This is a genomic window from Pseudoalteromonas phenolica, from assembly GCF_005886345.1.
Classification (GTDB): Bacteria; Pseudomonadota; Gammaproteobacteria; order Enterobacterales; family Alteromonadaceae; genus Pseudoalteromonas; species Pseudoalteromonas phenolica_A.
Genome location: NZ_PNEC01000037.1, coordinates 44,916 through 64,906, shown reverse-complemented (window position 1 = coordinate 64,906; position 19,991 = coordinate 44,916). Strand labels below are relative to the sequence as shown.

17 protein-coding genes are annotated in these 19,991 nt (G+C 38.1%); 5 read left to right on the top strand and 12 right to left on the bottom strand.

What is annotated here, in order from left to right; translation table 11 throughout:
- Positions 1-347: 347 nt before the first annotated feature.
- The 6 genes from CWB72_RS13980 to CWB72_RS13955 all read right to left on the bottom strand — a co-directional run bounded on the left by CWB72_RS13980 (position 348) and on the right by CWB72_RS13955 (position 4,332).
- Complete coding sequence (locus CWB72_RS13980) at positions 348-740, bottom strand: SMI1/KNR4 family protein (RefSeq protein WP_138632481.1); 393 nt, start codon at positions 738-740, stop codon at positions 348-350.
- A gap of 131 nt (positions 741-871) precedes the next feature.
- A complete protein-coding gene (locus tag CWB72_RS13975) occupies positions 872-1,204 on the bottom strand; it encodes a hypothetical protein (protein WP_138632478.1) in 333 nt (110 codons plus the stop codon).
- A 228-nt stretch (positions 1,205-1,432) separates the two neighbouring features.
- Positions 1,433-1,831, bottom strand: coding sequence for a hypothetical protein (locus tag CWB72_RS13970; protein ID WP_138632475.1), 399 nt, complete (start codon positions 1,829-1,831; stop codon positions 1,433-1,435).
- A gap of 110 nt (positions 1,832-1,941) precedes the next feature.
- Complete coding sequence (locus tag CWB72_RS13965) at positions 1,942-2,457, bottom strand: DUF4303 domain-containing protein (protein WP_138632473.1); 516 nt, start codon at positions 2,455-2,457, stop codon at positions 1,942-1,944.
- 781 nt (positions 2,458-3,238) lie between these two features.
- Positions 3,239-3,649 (bottom strand): hypothetical protein, encoded by a 411-nt coding sequence (locus tag CWB72_RS13960; protein WP_138632470.1) that lies wholly within the window; start codon positions 3,647-3,649, stop codon positions 3,239-3,241.
- Positions 3,650-3,681: 32 nt separating this feature from the next.
- Positions 3,682-4,332 (bottom strand): NAD(P)H-binding protein, encoded by a 651-nt coding sequence (locus CWB72_RS13955; RefSeq protein WP_138565995.1) that lies wholly within the window; start codon positions 4,330-4,332, stop codon positions 3,682-3,684.
- Positions 4,333-4,481: 149 nt separating this feature from the next.
- Between CWB72_RS13955 and CWB72_RS13950 the strand changes: the two genes are divergently transcribed.
- Entirely contained in the window at positions 4,482-6,518 is a 2,037-nt protein-coding gene (locus CWB72_RS13950) for a tetratricopeptide repeat protein (RefSeq protein ID WP_138565994.1), read from the top strand.
- A gap of 160 nt (positions 6,519-6,678) precedes the next feature.
- On the opposite strand, the gene CWB72_RS13945 is transcribed toward CWB72_RS13950, so the two are convergent.
- The 5 genes from CWB72_RS13945 to CWB72_RS13925 form a co-directional block, all read right to left on the bottom strand.
- Entirely contained in the window at positions 6,679-7,236 is a 558-nt protein-coding gene (locus CWB72_RS13945; RefSeq protein WP_138632467.1) for a zf-TFIIB domain-containing protein, read from the bottom strand.
- A gap of 240 nt (positions 7,237-7,476) precedes the next feature.
- The gene (locus CWB72_RS13940) at positions 7,477-10,221 is read right to left on the bottom strand and encodes a methyl-accepting chemotaxis protein (protein ID WP_138632464.1); all 2,745 of its coding nucleotides are present in this window, start codon (positions 10,219-10,221) and stop codon (positions 7,477-7,479) included.
- 245 nt (positions 10,222-10,466) lie between these two features.
- On the bottom strand, positions 10,467-11,660 hold the full coding sequence (locus CWB72_RS13935) for an ABC transporter permease (RefSeq protein ID WP_138632461.1): 1,194 nt from the start codon (positions 11,658-11,660) through the stop codon (positions 10,467-10,469).
- Positions 11,657-12,595 carry an ABC transporter ATP-binding protein gene (locus CWB72_RS13930; RefSeq protein WP_138632458.1) on the bottom strand — a complete coding sequence of 313 codons (939 nt, stop codon included), beginning with the start codon at positions 12,593-12,595 and terminating at the stop codon, positions 11,657-11,659. Before CWB72_RS13930 ends, CWB72_RS13935 begins: the two co-directional genes overlap by 4 nt.
- 157 nt (positions 12,596-12,752) lie before the next feature.
- A complete protein-coding gene (locus CWB72_RS13925) occupies positions 12,753-13,928 on the bottom strand; it encodes an MFS transporter (RefSeq protein ID WP_354384667.1) in 1,176 nt (391 codons plus the stop codon).
- 77 nt (positions 13,929-14,005) lie between these two features.
- On the opposite strand from CWB72_RS13925, the gene CWB72_RS13920 reads away from it, so the two are divergent.
- The 4 genes from CWB72_RS13920 to CWB72_RS13905 all read left to right on the top strand — a co-directional run bounded on the left by CWB72_RS13920 (position 14,006) and on the right by CWB72_RS13905 (position 19,646).
- On the top strand, positions 14,006-14,812 hold the full coding sequence (locus CWB72_RS13920; protein ID WP_130256684.1) for an AraC family transcriptional regulator: 807 nt from the start codon (positions 14,006-14,008) through the stop codon (positions 14,810-14,812).
- Between the two features lie 259 nt (positions 14,813-15,071).
- Positions 15,072-15,581: a hypothetical protein gene (locus CWB72_RS13915; RefSeq protein WP_138632455.1), complete on the top strand. Its 510-nt coding sequence runs from the start codon at positions 15,072-15,074 to the stop codon at positions 15,579-15,581.
- 78 nt (positions 15,582-15,659) lie between these two features.
- On the top strand, positions 15,660-16,427 hold the full coding sequence (locus CWB72_RS13910) for a hypothetical protein (protein WP_138632452.1): 768 nt from the start codon (positions 15,660-15,662) through the stop codon (positions 16,425-16,427).
- A 9-nt stretch (positions 16,428-16,436) separates the two neighbouring features.
- A complete protein-coding gene (locus CWB72_RS13905; protein ID WP_138632449.1) occupies positions 16,437-19,646 on the top strand; it encodes an SPOR domain-containing protein in 3,210 nt (1,069 codons plus the stop codon).
- Here CWB72_RS13905 and CWB72_RS13900 read toward each other — a convergent pair.
- Positions 19,627-19,956 (bottom strand): hypothetical protein, encoded by a 330-nt coding sequence (locus CWB72_RS13900; protein ID WP_138632446.1) that lies wholly within the window; start codon positions 19,954-19,956, stop codon positions 19,627-19,629. The two genes, CWB72_RS13905 and CWB72_RS13900, sit on opposite strands and share 20 nt — an antisense overlap.
- Positions 19,957-19,991 lie beyond the last annotated feature (35 nt).

The following is a 19,991-nucleotide window of genomic DNA, read 5'->3' as shown; positions in this document are numbered from 1 at the left end:
GCGTTGACACTTAAAATTCAAAGCGCTTGCGCCTGCACTATTAAGCCAAACTTAAAATTTAAACACACTCACCAAACTCAAAATTGCAAAGAAGCGTTCGACTGGTGAATGATGATTCTGGTCACAGCTTAAATTTAAAAACGAAAAGCCGAGACCAACTTAAAACTCAATTACGCCACTGTACCTAAAAGCTGATTTGAAGAAAAGACTTGAGAGAAAAACCGCTTGAAAGACAGCGATTTAAAGTGACGCATAACGCCTCAATATGGGGCGCACAAATGCATGGCTATACTTAGCGATGAAGGAGCGCAAGCCATGCGTTTTGCGTCCATGCCATAATTGACTTGTTATAAGCACGTTAACTCATTGAAGTCATTAGCTACTTTATTAAGCTCACCAGTTTCATGCGACCAAACATAGATGGAGTCCATGTAACTATTACTTTGTTTAATTAGCACAAGTTGATCACCACACCCGTTTCCCGCGATGGCTAATGCGTTGTTTGGAAAATTTCCGAAACCTTCGCAAGATCGAGTTTCAGCGATAATGTGATTACAAGTTCGAGCTATGCGCTTCCTATCCGAAGTATCGAAGATAGGATATTGCTCCCATACATCACCAGCAACTTCGATTTCTCCGCCATTGTTATTTTGCATTGAAGCTTTATAATTTTGCGGAAGGACTGCATCCAATTCTTCTTCTGCCTGAAGTAAGAATTTTTCCTCTAAGTTAAATGCCACACTTGACTCCTTTAGTGCTTATAACGCCGTAATAAACGGCACAAAATAGCAGGCTAAACTTAGCGACGAAGGAGCACAAGCCTGCTGTTTTGTGTCCTTTGTTTAATTACTTTGTTATGTATTACATACTGCTAGCTAAAATACCTTTTAAACAACTGCGGACAAAGAAACTTTGACTCTTTGTCTGACGGTAAGCTGTTATTTGGGTGAGAACAATAACTAAAAACTGTATTTACAAAGTAAGTTAATTCGACAAGATAATCATTAGCCTTTTTAGCTTTCAAAGCTTTGCTTGCTCGTACCATCTTTAGGTCTGCAAGGTCATTTAAATCAACTCTAAACCCACCAAAGTATGGGTCATTGGTATAAAAATCAATTCGAAAAGCCTCGCCTTCTAAAACATACTCAATATCATGAAACTTCTTCCATGATATGAACCCTGAATTATATTGCTTAGCTAACATAATACCTTTCTCGAGGTTACCGCTTCTGCGATACTTCACCAACTTTTGACAGCAAGCTAACAAGTATTTTTTATCTGCTTTTGCTTTTTAGGATCAGCATTTAATTGCTGAAGTTTTTCAGATACATCCATATTTCAAGTAATACATAACGCTTGCCTAACCGGCGCGAAATAGCAGGCTAAAATTAGCGACGAAGGAGCGCAAGCCTGCTGTTTTGCGTCCTTTGGTTTAGGCGCTTGTTATATTTATATTACACCCGCACCATTTTTTATAAAAATAATGATATGTAGGGCCAATGATAAAGCCTGTTAAACTTAAAAAAAACCAAAACGAGTCCATTGGTGAAACTTTTAAACTGATACATCCACCAATAATTGAGGCGGTTATATAGTTGGCTATTTTAAGTTTTAGAAATAGTAAATATATTGGTGTTGCAAAAAATAGAGCTACACATATGCCAATCAATACCGACACAAAATAGACATACAAAGGACCAATGGTTAATTGACCTAAATTGTTAGGCTTGCCTTCAAATAATAATGTTCCGATAATCCCACCTAGAAAAAGAAGATTACCAATTGCAACAGAGCAAACAGACACTTTTATTATGTTGAGAATTGAACGCATAAGTGACTTTTAAATATAACGCCCTGTTAATGGGCTTTTTTTACCAGTTTGCCAAAATGTGGAGCGCAGCGGAACCCGGCAAACTAAAAAAAGTCCATTTAAACAGCTTGTTATATGCCGTCTTCCGCAGCTTCCTCTAACCAATTTCGTAAAGCAAAGGAAGAGTTTAACCTCTTAGCGCGTTCAACATTTGAATAATCTGGAGGCATGACTTCAACATTAATGTAGATATTGTCTCTATCGGCAGCCGAGCCAAAAAGGCCTTCATCAATCAAATTGGCAAGAGCCTTTTCCATTAGATTGATTCGCTTATCAAACTCATGTTCGGTTAGAAGAGTCTTATTTTCGAAGTGTTGCTTCAATTTATCAAAATGTTCTGCTCCAAAATCACAGTATGGCGAATCTGCATATGACCACTTAATTTCGCTTGGATGGCATTTCTCTAATTCGGCGGTGGATTTTAAGGCATCTTGTGACCATGCAGATAAAAACGGAGCATGAGCTTGTCCTGTTGTTACTAAACAACAGTAATAGAATTGACTGCTATCCTTTGAAAACAACTCGGAAATTGCATTCCGACATGCAGTTGTTATTTCTATTTCTAGCTTCTTATCTGAGGAGTACATGTAATCTCAAAAGGCATATAACAGCTTATTCTCTCCCAAATTGCCAGAATAAATACCGACAAAACGGGCTATATTACGTGTCCCAATATTCACACAAGAAAAATCTATTGTAAACATGAGTTTAAAATGTCCAATTTTGTTCAGTTGTGAAAATTGGACAAAACGCAATTGAATAATGTTATGGGACAAAACACACTCTACTGTATAAATAAACAGCGCGCTTATGAACTTAAAATTACCTTTTTTATTTTTATTGTTTGCCGGTACTTATCTTAAAAAACAACTAAAGTTCATTAAAAATAGATAATCGACTTCATCGAGTTGAAAGGTAGGTACACATTGAAGTTGCTTTTAGATTTTTGATGAAACGTGAGCTGCAGGTTGCATATTTCAATCGGCTTGATCCACCTCTAAACCAAGCATAATTTAATTATCTGTAAAAACATTAACCTCGCTTGTTTAACTTCAAAGAAAATACGATAAACATCGCTGTACACAACCCTAATAACAAACTCGCAAAGTTTCCAACATAAGAAATGAGAGGGCTAATTATTAAAGTGTATAAGCAAATAAATGGGATCACGCCCAGCGCAACAAACTTCAAGTTAACTGAAACATCAAGATCACTTTGGCAATGTAAGCAAATTTTAAATTTTCCCCATGAATTTAAGGCTTTTGAGAAGAAGCTAATCTTCTTTTCACAGTGTGGGCAATGCATATAAGTTCCTTCTGATATATTTTTCATCATTTTAGTGTGTTTTAGTTCAATATAAATCAATGGTTAACTTTTACTTAAGCTAAGTTCATAGAAATCGACACTCTGGCTTGAATTACAACGCTTGGTAAACCCTGGCTTTAAAAGCACCTTTCCCAACTGCTCTTCAGCTAGTAAATAGCCTAAGTGCTTATCTTGGTAATTACCTTGCCCTTGGCGATGACTTATAAACACACACCCTAAAACTTTCTCTTTTTTATTTTTAACTAAAAACAATCTACTCTCTGCAAGGATAATATCTAACCAAGCTTTAGCTTGTGCCTTATTCTCTATACCTTGAAAATAAGGAGGCAAATTTTCTACCACATTTTTAGTTAAAATACGGGAAATAGTTTCCAAAAGCGCATCTGTAAATGGTCCATGCTCTGCTTTGAGTTCATGTACCTTGAGCCTGGCTGTTGAGAAATAGTGGCTCATGGCTTTGCCTTTTTAACAGTCTTAAGCACACTCTATGCTTGTTCTGGAAAACATTGCTCTAGAGTAAAAACCTGAACTCCTGTGTTTACTTTCGCGCTTTCTTGGCACATTTTATTTGCAACTTGATATCCATAAATGGGTCTGTAGCGCTTTAGAATTGGTAACAAGCAGAGCGCTGTTAATACCCAGCCACCTAACTTTTCAGCTAACCTGAAACCGTCTCGTTCACCTAGCAATAGTGAGGGCTGAAAGATGGCAATTTGCTCAAAGGCTAATCGCTTTACTTTATCTTCTAGCTCCCCCTTCATCTGTAAGTAAGCATTGTTACTTTTTGTATTTGCACCACTTGAAGACACTAAGAAATACCCTCTTACTCCGTTTTCAGATGCCTGTTTAGCGATTTTAAGCTGATAATCGAGATCTACAATTCGTTGTGCAGCTCTTGTTCCTACCTGTTTTTTGGTCGTTCCCAAACATGAAAACAAGATATCGCCTTTAAATAGCGCTCCATGTTGTTCTAGCTGATTAAAATCAATAACTATATTTTCAATTTTAGGGTCAGTGTAAGTCACTTTTCGACGAGTCACTGCCACTATTTGACTAATATGCTCACACCCTGCAAGTTGCTTGACTAAGTGTTTGCCGATTAACCCTGTCGCACCTAACACAATCACTTTTCTCATAAATGTATGTCTGAAATAAAGCTCTTAAATATATTTAAACAATGATACTACTGTATATCTAGACGCGATTCATCAAGTGCTCTATTAGCACGAATATAAAACTCAGCTACGCTTTATCTATACGTGGAATTTTGTGGTGACGTGTAATAATGAAAAGAACATATTATGCTCTTCTTTTGCTTTTCGTAGCTTTATATGTAAAAGGTAGCTTTGCTCAAATACCCGACGATGAGTTTAGCCTTCTGAGAAAAGAAATTAGCATTGAAAGCAATAAATCACCTTTAGCAGGTATAAAAAAAGTTGACGAAGTATTAACCAAATTTAATGCTCAACTTGCCAAGCATCAACAAATTAGGCTCTTATACTTAAAGTCTTGGTATCAAATTAGTTCAGACAGAATCGAAGAAGCTTTAAGCACTTTAGAACAAACTCGGTTGCTTGCAAAAGATATCACCGAACCCGGTATTCTTTATAGTTATTATGGTATTACTGCCAGTGCATTCAATTATATTGAATCTTATGAGCTGGCTTTAGATAATTATATGAAAGCTTACAAAGAAGCGCCCCTTCTAAAACAGCCTCAATTCATCCAACAAACAGAAAACAACATTGGTCATGTTTACTTAAAACTTGGACTCATGGATAAGGCTGAATATTACTTTAACCGCTTTTATAATCATGCGGTCGAAAATAACCTGCTCTCGCAGCAAGGTGTCGGTTTGAATAATTTAGGTGAAACTGCATTTTACAGAGGTGATTTCAACAAAGCTGAAGAACTTCATCAGAAGGCTCTCGCACTGAGAAAAAAGCATGGCTACGAATATCACCAATCATGGTCGCTCTATAATCTCGGGCGCGTCTATTTTGCTAAAAATGAACTAGATAAAGCCGAACAATTTTTAAATCTTGCAATTGAACGCCTGACTAAGCAAAACGCTAAATCAAAAGCGCTTATGCCTAAAATCGAATTAGCCAGAATGTTTATCTCTCAAAACCAGCCTCACAAAGCCGAAAAAATTCTAGAAGAAGTAATATTGCTATCGAAAGACTATAAAAAGCTCTCAACTCTAAAAGAAGCGTTAACTGAAACAGCCACTTTAAAAAGACTTAAAGGGGATTTTGAAAGCGCATTGTCCAGTTTAGATGAACGCAATACCGTTGTGCAGCAAATTGCCGAACGTAAGTCATCGATTGGGTTGGCACATATGGTGTCACAAACAGAGTTACAAACTAAAGAAATGGCGTTACAACAACTTGAACAGGAGCACCAGTTAGCCATGTCAATTGCAAAGTCTGAAAAGCAAATTGGACTCATTCTTTTATTAAGTTTTATGCTCCTAACTTCAATCACATCTTTCTTTTTATATCGCCTTAATCGTAAAAGGTTACAGTTACAAAACTTATTAACTCGATTAAAGAGAACCCAAGACAAACTCGTTGAATCAGAAAAAATGCGAGCCATGACGACCTTAGTATCTGGTATGGCGCATCAATTAAATACCCCATTAGGTTTAGTCATTACTGCAAACTCATCTTTACAATCTCAAGTAGAGGTACTCACCAATAAGCTTAGCGATAAATCTTTGACTCAAGTTCAACTCAGTCACTTTCTAAATGAATCAAATGAACTTATAAATCTAAGCCAAAGAAACAGTGAACGTGCAGCAGAAATGATCCAAACGTTTAAAATGATGTCTGCAAAGCTGCAAATGAACGAGCGCCGACAATTTGAAGTACTTGGCTTTTTAAGAAACAAAGTGCCTCAAATCATTCGAACATATAACCAAAGTATTCAATATCAAATTACCGGTAAAGAGATTGTTATTTCAAGTTATTCGTCGGTTTTACTCAAAGTCATTAATCAGTTCATTGAAAACTCTGTTAGGCATGGCTTTGAAGAAATTGAGACACCCCTAATTAAAATATCAGTCAATATAAAGCTAAATGAGATTGAAATTCACTATTCAGACAATGGGGTGGGTATAGAGCAAGAAAAACGAAGTAAAATATTTGACCCTTTTTATACAACTCGTTTAAGCGATGGGAACTTAGGTTTAGGTTTAAATATTATCTATAACTCTGTCGTACACATTATGCATGGACAAGTAGAGTGTTTAGGTGATGATGAAGGCGCGCACTTTCTTATTGTGCTTCCTAAAAATATCTCAAGCGAAACTGTTGAGTAAACAAATTAAGCTTATTGCTTAGATGGATACCAATTCAATATGTGAAGGGGTTAACGAGAAGGTTCTATCATGCCTATTAACAACAGAACATTAAGACTTAATTGGAATTTAATTGGTTCAATGTTGATTTAAAGAGCCTCTATTTTGAGGCCCTCTTAGTTTACTTTTCGGCTGAATATGGGTCTTCTGCCATCAGATAAGCTCTTAAATCTGCTTTCTGATCTTGCGCTAATAGCCAGTGTCGGAGTTCTTTTATTTTTTCATAAGCTTCTTCACCAAACTTGGCTTTATAAACATCCGTTAGTGTTTGCTTGGCATTTTGCTCACGAATACCTTTTTGCCAATTTTGCGTCACAACAGCATTAAGGCTTCCAGCTAAACCTTCGTTTTTAAGTAACTCCCACTCTCCCTTATCGAGCCATAATCCACCCATGACTGAGCTGTAATCTAGCTTGTGTTCATTCTGTGCCGATATTCTAAATTTACGCATTATGGTACCCGAAACAGGACACAATAGTGCGCGTTTACTGTCCTCAACTTCATCCTCAGAAAAACTTATATCTTCAAAAAACTGGTAGTCATGGTTTCTTTCTTTCCAAGCAACATAATCTTCAATTAATACCCAGTTACCACCACAACTATTACAAGTATGTGCTCTAAACTGACCATCTATAAAGCTTGGCAACAATCTGCCTTCGTTACAACTTGTACAATTCATATTTATCCCTTAAACCCTTACACTTCATCAATAACTTGAACGTCTTATGAGGTATGTTCGAATGTCTTTACGCCAACAACACTATAATAAAAATCGGTTTAAAACAAATCAGGCTAAGTATAAAAAGTACAGCTGTATCATTACTCATATGCGAGTAAATTCATGTGATAACTAGATTATTAACAGATAAGATAGAAAATAGACTAAAGGGAAGCATGGCTTCCCTTTAACTTTTCGTGGTTAGGCTGAAAACGATTTCAGCTGAAGTAAATCTTGTGATGTTGAAGTCTCAAAATTAGATACATGGCCGAGTAAATGACTCGCCTGCTCACGCATCTCTTTGCTCGAACTAGTGGATTGTGCGACCAATTGCATATTCTTCTGCGTTAAGTTATCAAGCTGCGCAACAGTTGAAGATACCGCTGAAATAGCATCAGACTGCTCTTTACTAGCCTTAGTAATTTCAGAGATCATTTTGTTCACTTCACCAACAACTAAAATCAGTTCTTTGAACTTACCGCCTGATTCCGCTACTAAAGCACTGCCATTATGAACAGCCTCGCTACTGTCTTTGATTAAAATTTTAATCTCTTTAGCTGCAGAAGCACTTCGCTGAGCAAGGTTACGTACTTCACTGGCTACCACTGCAAAACCACGCCCAGCCTCTCCTGCACGTGCGGCTTCTACAGAGGCATTTAACGCCAATAAATTCGTTTGGAATGCTATCTCATCAATGACACTAATTATATCTGAAATGCGTTTACTACAGTCTTCAATATCAGACATCGCTGTGACGGCTGATGAAACTGTCTCTCCTCCCTGCTCCGCATTGCTCATAGCCTCAGCAGCTCGAATAGATACATCATTGGCACTTCGGGCATTTTGCTGTACAGTTGATGTGAGTTCTTCCATGGTCGATGCAGTTTCCTCAAGGCTGGCCGCTTGACTCTCAGTTCTCTTGCTAAGCTCTTCATTACCTGATGCTATTTTCTGCGCGCCGTTATTCACTCGCTCAGATGCTTGGGTGATATCTAACACCATGTTATTAAGGTTTTGCATTAGACCATTCATGGCATCTCTTAAAATATTAAATTCGTCCCCCAAATTATTATCAATACTGTGAGTTAAATTGCCATTGGCTAAAGAAATAATGGCTTGTTTTATGCTGCGAATGGCCTGCTTTCTAGCAGTAATATCTGTTGCGTACTTAACGACTTTGTAAGGTCTACCGTCACTGTCTAAAATCGGGTTGTAAGAGGCCTGAATCCAGATTTCACTGCCACCTTTTGCAATACGCTTGTATTCCCCAGTGTCATATAAACCTTGGTTTAACTTTTGCCAAAACTCCACATACTCAGAACTTTGAGCATATTCTGGCTCAGCAAACATACTATGATGGGCACCTTGAACCTCTTTCAACGTATAACCCACTGCATTTAAAAAGTTTTCATTGGCAGTAATAATGGTACCATCAAGGTTAAACTCAATCACAGCTTGAGATTTATCGATTGCTTGCAATTGGCCTGCAAAGTTTGCGCTCTGCTGCTTTTGCTCTGTGATATCTGAGGCGAATTTAACGACTTTTATAGGTTTACCACTGGCATCAACAATCGGATTATAAGTTGCTTGTATCCATATCTCACGACCGCCTTTCGCAACTCGCTTGTATTCACCAGAATCGAATAAACCTTGATTTAATTTCTTCCAAAACTCTCGATACTCATGGCTATTTGCATAGTCTGCTTCTGCAAACATACTATGATGTTGGCCTTTAATTTCATCGAGACTATAACCCATCGCATTCAAAAAGTTTTCATTGGCATTAATGATGGTGCCGTCCATATTAAATTCGATGACCGCTTGAGATTTGCTAATGGCTTGCAGCTGACCTTCGTAATTGGCACTTTGTAACTTTTGTTGCGTGATGTCTGTGGCATACTTAACCACTTTAATCGGCTTACCATTTAAATCAAAAATTGGGTTATACGAGGCTTGTATCCAAATTTCTCGGGCCCCTTTAGCCAACCGTTTATATTCGCCAGAGCTAAACTTGCCCGCGTTTAGATGCGCCCAAAATGCTCGATACTCCTCACTCTTTGCATACTCTGGCTCGGCAAACATACTATGATGCTTACCTTGAATTTCATTTAACGCATAGCCCATGGCCGCTAAAAAGTTATCATTGGCAGTCAAGATGGTGCCATCCATATTAAACTCGATAACTGCTTGCGATTTGCTGATAGCGTCAAGTTGACCTTGAAAGTCAGCCGCTTGCAGTTTTCTTTGAGTAATATCAGAAGCGTATTTAACGACTTTAAAAGGCTTGTTATCTTTATCAAAAATTGGGTTGTAGGTCGCTTGAATCCAAACCTCTTTGCCTCCTTTACCTAAGCGTTTATACTCACCTGAACTAAACTCACCACGATTAAGTGCAGACCAAAAATTGGCATATTCTTCACTTTTCGCATAATCTGGCTCAGCAAACATACTGTGATGCTGGCCTACAACCTCGCTTAAACTGTATCCCATGACATCTAAAAAGTTGTCATTGGCATTTAAAATATAGCCATTTAAGTCAAACTCTATAACTGCTTGAGAGAGACTAATTGCAGAGAGCTGACCTCTATAATCTATACTTTGCACTTCATAGCTATCGACATCATTTAACGACAGCATCGTATTATTCGCATCGGAACTTACTGTTAGTGAAAACCACTTGTAGCTTTTATCTTTACAAATAACTTTTACAACCATAGAGCCATTTTTATTTTTGAGTTTTTCAAGATCAGCTTTAACTACTTCTCCATAAACTTGTCTTTCTAAATCTATTTGGCTATAACCTGTAATATTTAAAAAGTGATTGCTTGCATATGTGATAAGGCCATGCGCATTAATTTCTAAAAATGAGTGTAAATGTGAGAGTAGATCAAGCTTAGATTTAAGCGCATTAGAAATTTCGCGCTCTTTGCTTGCATTAAAAAACATATCTATGTGCTCTATGGCTATTTATATTAAATAAAACAATAGTAGAAGATTTGAGTCAAGCCAATACACAAGTTACTAAATACGGTCATTTTTTAAGAAAGTTTACAAGGTAAAATTCAAATCGCATAAGACTACTTCTTTTTTCAGATTCAAATATTAATGCCGATGTTATAGAACTCAATTTAATTAAAATAAAAAGGCAGAACGTGATCTGCCTTTTAAATTTTTTGTCTAATCAGGCTCAATTAAGATCTAATGGCCATTGCCCATCTTAACATTGTCTTAAAACTTGGCTCTTTACCATACATTGTCATCCCCATCTTAAACATGCGAGCAGCCATATTGCGAATAACAATACAGCCAAGCAATGAGCTGATGAAGGCGATGGCTACTTGCCAAAATGCCACATCAATCAGCGCCATTTTCATTGGCATAAAGACAAATGCCGTTAATGGGAAATAACTTAACACAGTCACAGCCAAGCTACTTGGACTATCCATCATCATAAAACCAGCCACAATCGGGATCAGGGGGATCATCATAAACGCTGACTTACCACTGTGGTTCGGGTCATCGATCGCAGCTGCAATAGCGGCTATAAATGCTGTACACATATAAATGCCCACGAGTACAAACACAATAAACCAAGGTAAAACAGTAAAGTCGAAAATGCTGAAATCAAGCGCTCTACCTTTCAAAATGACCTGTACAAATGCAAACCCCAACAATGCAGTAATGGCGGTCGTGGTCATGGCTTTCACCGCATGCAACATTTGCCCGATGATTTTACCTTCAATCCACGTCTTTGCATCAATGCAAGAGTAAAGCTGCTCAGTAACGCGTTGTTGCTTTTCGCCGGTAATTGCAACAAACACCTGCCCGAAAGTCATAAACACACCAATGGCCATTAAAAATAGTAAACCATTAGCGGTAATTGAAGATTGTTGCATTGCATTTTTGACTGCTTCATCTAGGTAGTTTGTTTCAAACTGCAGTGGCTGCTCAAGTAAAGCCAGTTGAGTTGGGCCAAGATTTAAAGAAGCGGCAGCATTTGAACGCGCATAGTCGTTTAACTGGACTTGCAAGTCATTTTGCCAAGACATTTTACCTTGAGAATATAAAGTCACTTTTTGTGGTAACGCCTGTGAAGCAAAGATCAATGCACCATCAATATTGCCCGCTTTGACTTCAGCAATAAGTGCATCGTTCGATTTTGATTCTGTTCTAAGCACAAAGTCATCATCTAATTGAAGACCCTGTAATTCAATATTAGAGACGATTTGCTGCGGCTCAGGCTGGTATAAGACTTGGTTATGCCATAAATACATACCAAGCGCCAAAAGTAACATAATTGATTTACCGATCAGCTCTTGCTTCCATTTAAAGAATTGCATGAATTCCCATTTAGCGACTGTTAGGGTCTGATTTAAGCGACTCATGCGGCTTCTCCTTTCTTCGCAGCCTGATCAGACTCTATGGCGTGCAAATAAAGCTGATGTAAATCCATTCTTTGACTATCGATAAATGCAATATCACCTAATTCAGGTAGATGGGTTAATAATTGATTTAGTTGATCTGCGCGCTCTGCGCGAATTGCCAAAGTGGTATCGTTGAGTTGCTCAACGTCAAAATGCACTAATTTAGCATTCGCTTCAATTAAATTGACGGTGTGAGTAAAGGTAACTTTTAGAGCACTGCCTACGCCAACTTGAGATTGAATATCAGCCAATGTGCCATATAAAACACTTTGTCCATGATTCATCAGTAACATTCTGTCGGCTAGTTTTTCGACCATAGACATCTGATGCGCACTTAAAATCACAGTCATGTTTTGCGCTTTTAATTCTTTTAAAAATGACACAACCTTTTCTTGGTTAACGGGATCTAAACCCGAAAATGGCTCGTCTAGTAACACCAATTGCGGCTTATGTAATACTGCGCTAATCAATTGTACTTTTTGCTGGTTACCCTTAGATAAGCTTTTTAATTGATCATTTTTTCGTTCAAGCAAATCGAATCGCTCAAGCCAATAGTCGATCCGCTCTTTCGCAGTCTTTTTATTTACGCCCCGTAAGGTGGCAAAGTACATAAGGTTTTGTAATAACGACTTTTCTAAATAAAGGCCACGATCTTCAGGTAAATAACCAAGTTCTGAAGCGGGGATAGACGAATGTGTTTGACCATCGACATTAATGATAATTTGCCCTTCATCGGCCTGCGTGAATCCGACGATCATTCTCACTAAAGAAGACTTTCCTGCACCATTTGGCCCAAGCAATGCGAATACTTCACCTTGTTGGACCTCAAAGCTTAAGCGATTAACTGCCGTCACTTCTTTATAATGCTTGCTGATGTTGTCCACTTTGATATGCATAACGTTCCCTATGAATAAACATTTGGCTCGATTATAACCACATAGCAATCACGATAGACAGGCAGAAACGTTACAGATTATGAACGAATGTAAAATGATCCGAAGAAAGAAAGCGCACTTTTGCATGTATCAATCAGTGCGCTTGAAAAGATGCAACTTACGCCGTTTGTTCTACTTGTGCTTTATGACGAGCCAAATGACCGCCTATAAACTGGCTCATAATCAATGAACATGCAGCCAGCCCTGCACCAAAATAAAATACCAATGAACTGTCATATAACCACACCACGCCAAAACTTGCCGGTATAATCACTGCAGCAATGTGGTTAATGGTAAAACTCACTCCTGCCGTAGCGGCAATATCTTCAGGGCGAGCTATTTTCTGAAAATAGGTTTTTAGCGCAATCGCCATGGCAAAAAATAGATGGTCAACCACATAAAGCACTGCTGCAAACTCTGCTGACTCAACTAAAGCATAACCAACAAATACCAATACTAGCCCCGTGTACTCAATGGTTAATGCTTTTTGCTCACCAATGCGCCCAATCATTTTGCCTATCACAGGTGCGGCAAAAATATTGATTAAGTGATTGAACATATACAGCATGGTTATTTGTGCAACATCAAAGCCAAACTTTTCTACCATTAAGAAACCCGCGAAGACCATAAAGATTTGCCGACGTGCACCTGAGAAAAACAGTAAAATGTAGTACAAACTATATTCTTTTCTCACGATTAGCTTTTTATGCTGAAGGTTTTTCTCAGGAAAATGAGGAAATGCACTCATCATAAATAAAGTCAGTAATAGGCCTACACCACCAAAGAATAAATACAGCCCCTGATAAACGCTGCTAAAGAAAGTCACACCTAGCCAAATTAAGGCAAACGTTGCCAATGACGCCATCGATTTTATCGACATCAACTGACCCAACTTTTGTGGTGCTTCGTCTTTACTAAACCATTGTAAGCTCAATGATTGATTGAGTGTTTCGAAATAATGGAAGCCAATCGACATTAATACCGTTGTGGCATAAAGCCCATAAACACTCGGAAACAAGCCTGTTAGCGCCACACCAACAGACAATAAACACAAACTAATTAACGCAAATGTTTGCTCTTTTAATACCAGTAAAATAAAAACTGCGGTAAATGCTAACAAGCCAGGGATCTCTCTTAGAGACTGCAGCATTCCCATATTGGCACCATTGAATTGTGCCGCCTCTACTGCAAAATTGTTCAATAACGCGTTCCACGCCGAAAACGTCACTGCCATCACAATGGTTGCAATAGTTAAAAATCCAAACGGTGATTGCCACTGTTTATTTTGTTTCACTTTTCCCTCACATAAGCACTTTGATTAAAACGCGAGCATATTGTATGCTTTGCCCATAGTGACCAAAATGTAAATTTATGACAGATAATTTATCAAATCAGACAATTTCAAATTGGGTGAGTGTGAAAACCCGCTTTAAATTAAAAGAGCTAGGTAAGCCCATTTACCCAAGAGCCACTGAAATGCCGCCTTGGCAGCATGTGCAAACCCACTCACATACTTGGGGACAACTTGCCTATACCAGTGATGGGGTATTAGGCATTCATACCCCGGCTGGTAAATTTGTTATTCCCCCTGATCAGGCTTTATGGATCCCACCCCATCTACCTCATGAAACCTTTTGCCGCTACGGTGGGCATTTTCGAAGTGTTTATATTGATGAAAAGTATGTTCAAATACTTGGTAGTGAAGCCAAGCTTCTTCATGTTAATGAATTACTTAAAGCCATGATTTTAGAAGTGTGTAACTGGCCACCAAACTATCAACCTGATGATAAAAAGCTACGATTTACCCAAGTATTTATTGACCAATTAGAGTGTGCGCAATCCAGTAGTTTCTTTATGCCTAGCGCACAAGACGACCGCTTATTGCCAATTATTTCTGAACTGCACGCAAACCCTGGTTGTAATAAAACCCTTGAACAATGGGGCGAACTGGTTGGCGCTTCGACACGCACACTAAACCGACTTTTTCATAAAAGTTTCTCTATGAACTTTAGCCAATGGAAACAGAAGCTCCGAGGCCTTCGTGCTGTTGAAATGATTGAAGCAGGTTACACACAACAAACCATTGCTGAGCAATTAGGGTTTGAATCTAGCTCTGCGTTTAATACCGCGTTTAAAAAGGTGTTTAAATGCACGCCGGGGCAATATTTGAAGAAATAGAAACATTACAATTTAATTACAATACCAACAATAAAAAACTACTAAAGGACTAGGAGGCATCTTTTTAGTTAGCACTTTAGTTTCCTACATTACCCAATTTAAAGACAGTTATTTATAAAAATGCACAAATGTAAATAAAGTATTTTTGATATGTATCAAAGTATGTTTAAATCAATACTAATGGATTACGGCGTTGTGTATTTTTAGCTAGCCCTTAATACATGGAAGTTCAAAACTAATAACTAAGTGGTAAGTATTAATGAACAAGAAACTTCTATTCTCAGCGGCGCTTTTAGCAGCTACTTCAAGCTCAATTTTTGCATCTAGTGACACATTTCAAGCAACTATCAGTGGATGGAGTGAACCAACTTTTGCACAAACTAGTGCGCTAAACTTCGGTAAAATCCGTTTGGCGGCAACTTCAAGCTGTACTATGGACAACGCTGGTGCGGTAACAGGTGACTGTGACGCATCTGATGCTAACATCCAAATCGGTGGCGTAACTGTATCTGGTCTTGCGCCAAACTCTGCAATGAACATTACTGTAACAGGCAGTTCAAGTGCTAACTTAACATTTGAACCTGTAACTACAGCAACAGATGGAACATCTTCAGCAACAACAGCTGATGGCGTAGCGTCTGCTTTCACGACTGATGCTTCAGCAACAGATATCACTATCAGTGTATACGGCACAATGACTGTAGACAATGCACTAACTGCAGATGGTAACTACTCTGTAGATTATACTGTTGACGTGTCTTTCCAATAAGAACTATTCGTCAAAATCTTTTAAACTAAAGTGTGGGCATTGCTCACACTTTTTACTTTCTTAGTCTGTTATAATGTTATGCGTTTTCCCCTATTCTTCTTTTTTATATTATTTTTAGTGACCTGTAGCTCATCTGTATTTGCCAATCTTGCATTATCAGAATACCGCCTTTACTTTGATGGTCGTACCAAAAACAACTCTTTAATGATCAGAAACACTTCTGATAAAAACCTCGATTTCAGATTAGTACTTGTGCACAAAGACATGACCGAAGAAGGTAATCTCATCAATGTCTCAGAAGCAGATGTACAAGGCCGCTCTGCCAAATCAATGTTAAGATATTCACCGCGCAGAGGCACAATAAAAGCCAAAGATATGCAAGCCATTAGAATGACGGTGCGCAAAAAAGCAAATTTAGCACATGGTGAATATCGTGCTGTACTGAAGATTATTGCTTCGGAAGCCCAAGACCCCAATGAAGCTGGTATCAGTATCAAACCTAAAGTGGCTTATAGCATTCCTGTGATTGTTCGACATGGTCGCTTGGAAGTAGAGTCTGATATTGTGAACCCGCAATTAGTGACGCAAAATGGCCAGCCTACAGTGATGTTTTGGCAGACACTTAATGGTAACCGTTCATTATTTGGTGACTTCAAAATTCTCAATGAAGATGAAGAAGTAGTTGGAGAAATAAAAAACTTGGGCGTTTATACCCCACTTACTCGTCGTAAGGTGTTTATTCCTTTAACAGAAAGCGCCTCTGGACCTCTAACAATCCAGTACGAAGAAAATATTCGTTATGGCGGTAAGGTTTCTCTTACTGAAACGTTAAATATTAATGATTAACTTCTCAAAGTGAAACTTCGGTTTCATCTTCAGGCTGTACTTTTCTTTTATACATTACTTTTTACGTTTAATGTAAGTGCAGCCAATTACACTTTATACCATTGGCCAGTAGTGGACGATGACTTTGTTATTGTTAATGTAAAGCTAAACGGTCGCTCTGTAATTTCTGACTTAGAGGGTTATTACACTCAATCAGGAAGGTTTTTACTTCCCATATCGCCCTTAAATGATGCGCTCGGTATTGCTTTAAAAATAGAGAATCAACAAATAACTGGAGTTATTAAAAAAAGCGAGCTGACTTTTTCTATTGCTATGGAATCAACCTCATTTAATTCAGAGGAAGAACCTGTTTGGACAGAAGATGATTTTGACCATTATATTGACCTGCAAGTGATTAATGCAGTACTAAATATTGATGCAGATTTTGATTACGCATTGATGCAATTAAGTTTAACCACCAACCAACTAGAATCAACACAGAATAAAAACTCTCAATTACCCATGGTACGCTCTCAACTTTCAACCCCTGAGTTTGATATTGAGATAACCGATCAGTTTCAAAATATTACATATCCTGTAACTGATTATTCTATTACTTCTAGCTATTTATCAAGACTAGAAAAAAGCAAAAATTTACTTACTCTCAATAGTTATTTCGACGCATTTGAGCACCAAGCTCAATTTAGATTTAACCAAAATGAAACTGGCACTAACCAATTCATTAAACTCACAAAGTCATATGAGGACTCAAACCAAGAAGGACTAATCACTCAACTACATTACGAACTAGGTGATATTCAGTCTCAACGAGATCCACTCATCATGAACTTTAGCCAAGGTCGTGGTGTATACCTATCAAATATAAACCCGAACACCTCACAAAGCTTCTCAACAATAACAATAGAAGAAGCTACGCTACCAGGCTGGCTCGCAGAGCTCTACCGTAATGGGCAATTTGTCGCGTCTTCGGAGTCTACCGATGAAAATATTGTGCGTTTTGAAGATGTGGAAACATTTTATGGCAACAACATCTTTGAAATTCGACTCTATGGTCCCCAAGGTGAGCAGCTCACTAAAACCAGAAAGATCTCTGTGGGTAATACTGCACTTGCTAAAGGTCAAATGAGTTACCAGCTAGAATTATTAGATAGCACGCGTAATTTACTAAATGGACAATCTAACAATGCTGCTAGTTTTGGTAAGTCTATATCTGGCAGCGTGTCTTATGGTTTATCAGATAACCTCACCTATGATATGGGTTTGAATTATTTAACTGGGGATGAAGATAGTCGCTATCTAAGTACGGGTTTGCAGAGCAATTCTGAGCTTGGCAGTTTCAAATTTGTGGGTGCAAAACAAGTTGAGTTTGGCTCAGCTTATTTTGCAGGTTACCGTGGCGAAACCTCACTATTTACTGAAGAGAATATAAATATTAACTTTGAATACAGCCACCTGAATCAATTCAATAGCGCTGTATTTTTAAAACAGAATTACCCTTTAAAGTCTCGTGCCTCACTGAGCCTCAATAGTCGCTTTAGTCAGTTTTATAATTTAAGCTGGAATTTACGATTTTTAAATGAAAAGCGAGAACAAAAAGAAACGCGTCAATTCACCCAATTTGGTCTCAATGCAAGTTATTTAGGAGGGAACTGGTCCAGTCGTTTTCAATATGACAAGCTTGAAGATGAATTAATTAATCAAAGTTATTGGTCTATGGATCTTGGTAAATGGCATTGGACTAACTCTGTTGACTGGAAGCCATTTGAAGACAAAGAGCTGCTCAATTATCGAAGCAGCCTCCGGTGGCCACAAACCAGCCAAATGTTTAACCAAACACAATTAAGCTATAACCCACGCTCTGCAGCAAAAGTTGTGCTCGGCCATCAATATACTTACCGTAATGATGTATTTAATATTAGCCTTACCGGGCAATATGATAGTGAAGATGAGTGGCTAGTATCCTTGGGGATCAGCGGCACAATCAGCTTCGACCAATTCAATAATAACATCAACTTTTTGCCCCCTCGTTCATTAAGCTCAGGGCAACTAGCAGTAGAAACTTTTGTTGATAAGAACAACAATGGCGTTTTTGATACACAAGATCAACCCATTGCGGATGCAAGTTTCACTGGAAATTATTTATGGAAAGAGCATCGAACGAACTCCAACGGGCAAGTTTTACTTCCTAGCAGTACTGGCGGGCAAATTTTGAGTTTAGATTTGATGAGCTTGTCTAACCCGTACTATCAGCCAGTTAATAATCGCATAAAAGCGTCTTCTCACAGAGGTGGCGTAACCAATATCAAAATCCCTGTTAATATTGTCAATGAGGTTGAAGGCACGCTTTATTATACAACCAATAACAAGACTAAGCCTGCTTCAGGCGTGTCTGTGCTATTACTCGATGATGAAGGCAATATTCAATACGAAACCATCAGTGAATATGATGGTTACTATTTTTTTCCTAGAGTGCAAGCTGGCGAATACAGTATCAAGCTTGAGCAAAACCAATTTGCTGTAGATAACTTAATCACAAAAAACCTCCCAGAGAAGATAGTCGCGCCAGAGTATGGAGATACTGTTATTTTGAGAGACATCGTACTTCAAGATAAAACACAGTTGCTTACACAGCACACTGACACATCTAAAGCGCAATATTTTGTTCAACTTGGTGTATTTAAGAAAAGGTTATCAGCAAATATCGTTGCTCACAGTATTCAAGCGCTTAACTTCCCGCTACAACTTTATCAACACTTAAACCATGAAAACTATTACCTTGTTGCGGGTCCGTACAAAACTAAACAAAAGGCACAATCCGTCATTAATCAGGCTTACTCTGAACCAGCTTTATTTGGTAGTTTTATGATCGATGCCAGAAAATATGATTCTGTAAATTGGCAGCGGATCGATAGTAATTTTGAGTTACCTACCAATCCCAAAACTCAAACTAGACCTAAAACAGCCCATTACTATTGCCAATATGCACTTTATGCAAAGCGCTCTTCTGTGAATGTGCCACTCATTGAATCAAGTAAAAATATATTTCTTTCTGAAATAAACAAGCAAGGGAAGCGCTACACGGTTGTATTATCTGGGCCATTTGAATCTATTGGTAAAGCAGAATGTGACACAAAAATAAGTACTGCACTAAATGAAAAAAGCGCTCCCATCATTAAACGCTATAAAGAGCTTAATAAGATTACGGATTTATTTGATTAAAACGCACTGTATTAGTGGTATTAGTGATGTTCGAAACCTTGACACATTCCACTTCGCATTGACTAGCAAAAGACTCTAACTGCCAGCCTTTACTTTCTTTTTTCAAGAAACAAGCCGAATTGAAGTTATCAAATTTTAAGGCGTTAACCACTCTACAACTGGAAAACTCTCCCAATACTTGAATTTTACTTTGCACTTCTGGGCGCCAACCTTTGATGCTCGCTTTGAAACTGGCCGAAGCACCTTTAGCAGACTGAAAAGGTAAGGTAATGATTATTAGTAATAACAATAAAATAAGCAGTAAACGCATGGTTAATATGTCCTTATATAAAGGCTTCACTTCCT